The 4759-nt window shown below is 70.5% G+C and carries 4 protein-coding genes; 1 reads left to right on the top strand and 3 read right to left on the bottom strand.

All coding sequences use genetic code 11. The features are described from left to right. The 3 genes from V7E45_RS38845 to V7E45_RS38835 all read right to left on the bottom strand — a co-directional run. The coding region (locus V7E45_RS38845; protein ID WP_333778996.1) for a hypothetical protein at positions 1-192 on the bottom strand (192 nt) is incomplete at its 3' end. 110 nt (positions 193-302) lie between these two features. Next, positions 303-1010: a TnsA-like heteromeric transposase endonuclease subunit gene (locus V7E45_RS38840; RefSeq protein WP_333778995.1), complete on the bottom strand. Its 708-nt coding sequence runs from the start codon at positions 1008-1010 to the stop codon at positions 303-305. Positions 1011-1312: 302 nt separating this feature from the next. Beyond that, positions 1313-3877: a DEAD/DEAH box helicase gene (locus tag V7E45_RS38835; RefSeq protein ID WP_333778994.1), complete on the bottom strand. Its 2565-nt coding sequence runs from the start codon at positions 3875-3877 to the stop codon at positions 1313-1315. Positions 3878-4164: 287 nt separating this feature from the next. On the opposite strand from V7E45_RS38835, the gene V7E45_RS38830 reads away from it, so the two are divergent. Further along, positions 4165-4356 (top strand): zinc ribbon domain-containing protein, encoded by a 192-nt coding sequence (locus V7E45_RS38830; protein ID WP_333778993.1) that lies wholly within the window; start codon positions 4165-4167, stop codon positions 4354-4356. Positions 4357-4759 lie beyond the last annotated feature (403 nt).

Below are 4759 nucleotides of genomic sequence, written 5' to 3'. Positions count from 1 at the left end.
CGGCCACCCCGTCTCCACCTCCCGCACATGCCGCTCCCAGACCAGCGCTCGTTCCCGCACCGCCTCCGGCAACGACTCCAGCAAGCCCAGCGGCGCCACCCCGGGCACTCCCGGCGCATCCAGGACCTCGAACCCGGCATCGGCGAACAGCAGCGACAGCAAAGCCGCCGCCACTTCACCGTCCTCGGCCACCAGTCGCACCTGGCCGCCACCAAGGGCCACCACCGTCCAGGTACGCCCCCCGAACCGCACCCGGCACCCCGGCTCCACCACCGGCCTGCCCGGCATCCCGCTGTCCGCCCTCACGCTGCCGCCTGCGCCCACACCGGCATCCGCTCATGCATCGCCGCCCCCAGGTCCGCCGCCAGCCGTCCCGACCACAGGGCATGGAACAGCGCGGGAAGCACCACCAGCGGATCCCCGATCCTGCGTACGCCCTCCCACAGCGGCGCGGGCTCGACGAACGCCCCCTGCAGCGCGGCCGCCAGCAACCGGCCACCGTGATGCCGCGGGTGCCGGTATCCGGCCAGCCAAGTCACATTGCGCCGGTACACCGGATCGACAGGACCAAGCACCCAGTACCGCCAGCCCGCCGCCGCACAGATCTCTCCGACCACCGCAGCAACCGACCGCTGACGCCGAGACAGCTCTGCTCTGCCCGTGCAGTCGGCTAGCACCCCCTGGCCATCGGCCAGCCGGAGCATCAGCTGAGGAGCATGCGTTCGCATCCCGCTGGGCACTGGCCACCGCAGTTCCAACGGCCGGGCGGCCAGTGCGCTGACGCGCGGATCGCGGTCGAGGAGCATCACGTGCAGCCGCATCGCCGCGGACCCGTAGTGCACAAGCCTTCCGGTGGTGGCCGACCACCACCATCCCGGTGCCAGCCGCTTGCCTTTACGGGCTGGGAACGGCTTCAGCGGCGGACAGCTTTCGAAGACGACCTCGGCAGCGGCCGACGACCACCTCGAACACTCCGTCGCCCCGACAGCAGCCCGGAACAGCACATCCACCGAAGCGACCTCGGGCCGCCAAGCCCCCGCTCCGTCCTGCCCGGCATCCTGCACACAGAGCCCAACGGCTTGTCGGCCCATCCGGTAATGGGCGCACGCGGCTCCAGGCCTTCGCTCGGCTGGAAGACCTTGCCTAGCGTCGGCTACCAGAGCCTGGCTGCGATCTGTCGGTGACGGGGAGAGTCCGCTGGGAGAGAGCCGCACCGTATTGCCGGTCGCCACCGCGCTCAGTACGTACTACGTACGCCCTCCGTACGCCATATGTACGCTTTATACCGCAGCCGCTGCGCCCTGGGGGGCGGTCAGGTCCAGCGCATGCCGATGGCGGCTAGTTGCTCGATCCGCTCCGACGTCAGCGTGGCGGCCCTGCTGCGCTGGTTCCCGATCCATGCACCAAGCCGGAGCTCCCGTTCCTCCTGGGCCTCGCCGCCGCCCTCCTGCCCGTCGCCGTCTTGGTCGACGGCGATCCGTTCGATGTGGCTCCTTGGGACTCGGAGGTGGCCTTCGCGTTGGTAGTACTGGGTGGCGGCGGCGAGGTTGAGGGCCCATTTGTCGGCTTGGCTGCGTCGCGGCGTCGGTTTCTCGTCGTCGCCGGCGGGTTCGATCCCGAGGATGTGCTCGCACAGCCATTGCTGTGCGGTGGTGAGCTTGTTCCAGCCGAGTCGCTGGGCGTGTACCCATCGGCCGAGGTCTTCGCCCTGGCGCACGACGTCACCGGACTCGGTCGGCAGCGCGCCGCCGGTCTCGGCGAGGTGCTGCCGGACGAGGTGGAAGCAGCGTTGCCAGTCGATGGGCCAGGCGGGGCACCAGGCGGGGTCGATGTCGTCGAGCTGCTCGCGTCGCTCCTGCGACAGCACACCGGCCGCGGACTGAACGGGCATACCCTCGGCCCGCCGCTGCTCCTCCACCACCGCTCGCCGGGCGGCTGCCCGCGCGTTCTTCAGATATAGCCCTACGCGGTAGCCGGCGTGTGTGGCGTCCGCCGGCGCCGCGAGGTGCCCGTGTTCCTGTGCCCAGCCGCGGGCGGCGGCGAGCCCCTCTTCCCAGGCGACGTCGTAGTGCGACCAGACCATGCCGAGCTTCTCCAGCTGCGCCACGCGCTCGGGACTCATGGTGCCGCGGGTGTAGGCCCTTCGGGCGTCGGCAGCCCATTGTCCGAGCGGGAACGCGGCGAGCGAGGCCGGCCACCCCCCGGCCTCCGCCACCTGGTCGCCGCCGCCGGGTACCCGGTAGGTGAACGGCACGCGGAGGTCGCCGTGGCGCTGGTGGTAGAGGGTGGCGGCCTCGATGCCGCGCCGCCAGTGAGCGTGTTCGGGGTTGAGGACGCGGAGGTTGATGAAGGCGGCCAGCTGTGCGGGGTCGCGTGGGGTGGAGAACTTCAGCAGCTCCCGGGCCGGCACCGACAGCCGGGCCCGCTCGTCGACGTCCGGACCCTCCCCGGCCTCGTCGTTCTCTTCTCCGGAGCGGGTCTGGACGCCTCTGACACGGCTGCGGGCCTGCGGCTCGGCGAGTGCCTCCACGACACGAGCGTCGTGGGCACGCAGCGCTTCCAAAAGCCTTGCCAACCCGCCGAACGCCCGCGAGGTGAGCATGTTGTCGACGGTCTCGCCGGGCCCCAGCAGGACCGGCACCACGAGCGAGGCGACCTTGCCCTCACCCGGTCGCACCCGCAGCGCCCGGCCGACGGCCTGGACGAGGTCGGGCATGGAGCCGCGGACGTCCGCGAAGTACACAGAGTCACAGCGGGAGGTATCGATGCCTTCGCCGAGCACCCGGACGGACCCGAGGAACGTCTTCTCCACGACGGTGCCGTCAGCAGCGACCCCCTGGGAGAACTCGTCCAGGACCCGGCGCCGGTGGTGGGGCTTGTGCTCGCCGCACAGCCAGTCCGCCCACACGTCGCGCGGGTACAGCTCGGGGTCGGCGGCGTGCAGCCGGCCGGCCACGCGGGGGAGACCGGCCGCGAACGCTTCGGCCTCCTTCACCTGGTGGTGAAAGACCAGCGTCCGCCCAAAGCCCTCCTCGGCCGAGGCCTTCACCAACGCCGTCTGCAGAGCAGCGAGCCGCGCCCCCCGCACCTGATCCGAGCGGCCCTCCACACCCAGCAGCTGCGCCGCCTGGAGCTGGCTGTCGGTGATGTCCAGGCACACCACCTGGTAGGGCGCGCAGATCCCGCGGTCGATCGCCTCGGACAGCGTCAGCGTGTAACACCGGCTGCCGAAGGGCGAGTCGGGGGAGTCCTCCATACTCGCGACCAGCTCACCCGGTGCGCCCGGTGCGGTCTCAGTGTCCTCGTCGAGTTGCCACAACCGTGGGGTGGCGGTCATGTAGAGCCGGCGCAGCGCGGGGATGCGGGTGTTGTCGTGGACGACCGCCCACGGCCTGCCGATCCGGCCCGAAACCCGGTGCGCCTCGTCCACGACGATCAGGTCCCAGCCCGGAAGGCCGGCCCTGTGGGCGCGTTCCAGCGTGCCGAGCCCGAGGGAGGCGTACGTGGCGAACACGGTGACCTTGTCGAACGGCCGCACCCAGGCGACCAGCTCGCCCACGTCCGTGGTGTTCGGGAAGGACGCCTCCTCCCCGCGCAGGGAGGAGACCCCGATCATCGGCCCGGTGCGCCCTGCCTCGCGCCAGGCGGCTTCGGTCTGGGCGAGGAGGTCCAGGGAGGGCACGAGGACCAGGACACGGCCCGCACGGAGCTCCTCAGCGCTCCGGGTGGCCACCAGGGTCTTGCCCGATCCGGTGGCCATGATCACCTGGGTCCGCATGCCCCGCTCGGGCACAGACGATCTTGCAGGCAATTCAAGCGCCCGGAGTACTGCATCCACGGCTTCCCGCTGATGCGGACGGAGTTCCTTCGCAGCCACTACGGTCCAATCCTCCTGCAAGCCGGACGACAGTCCTCACCCCGCAACACGGGCAACTAGCCTTGACTGCCAGGGGACTTGGCCAGCAGCCCATCCGTACAGCACAGGTCCACGTCCTCGACCTGGAGCCAAAATGACCGCCCTCCAGCAGGCCACACACTCACAGAGGCACGGCCACTCAATTCCAGACTCTATCCTAACTACAAAATGAAGCAGACGAGCCGAAGAATCAGCACACAAGCTACGGGTACTCCGCATCCATCGCCGCCCACCCGACCAGGAGAGCCATGACCCACAACACCGACAACACTCGAGGCAACCGGTTCTGCAAGGCCTGCGGCACGCCCGCCGAAGACGGGAAGCTGTGCAACCACTGCGGTGCGGTCCTCGACCTCCCCGACCAGGCCGGACTGATCGAGGATCAGGGAGCCGCGATCCGGCGCGACTTCGAAGGCCGCACTGAACAGCAGCACAAGTGATCCCAGCAGGCCGCGCGGCAGCTCGGCCGGCCCGCGCACCGCACTCCCACCTGATGTGCGACCAAGGGGGGAGGCTGACAGCGTGGCACCCGGCCCCACGGCAGGAGCCCACCCCTTACTGCTGCCAGCCCGGGCCGCGCGGAGCGTGGCCCGATGCCTCGCACGCAGTGCGAGGCACGCGGTTCGCAGCGCAGCGGAGAACCGCCCCAAGCCCCGAGCGCAGCTCGGGGCCGGCCACGTAGTGGCCCGCTCCTGGAGCGCAGCGCAAAGAGCGCCAACTCCGCTGCGAAGCAGCGGAGTTGTGCGGGGAGCGCAGCGAGCCGCTCTCGCTTCCGCGGAGCGGAAGCGCAACACCCGCGCGCAGCGCGGGTGTTCGCTTGCATCGCGCGCAGCGCGATGGGAC

The sequence above is a fragment of the Streptomyces sp. IBSBF 3136 genome (genome assembly GCF_036815105.1).
In the GTDB taxonomy this organism is placed as follows: Bacteria; Actinomycetota; Actinomycetes; order Streptomycetales; family Streptomycetaceae; genus Streptomyces.
Note: the sequence above shows the minus strand (reverse complement) of the source record. Positions and strands in the feature narration are given on the sequence as shown.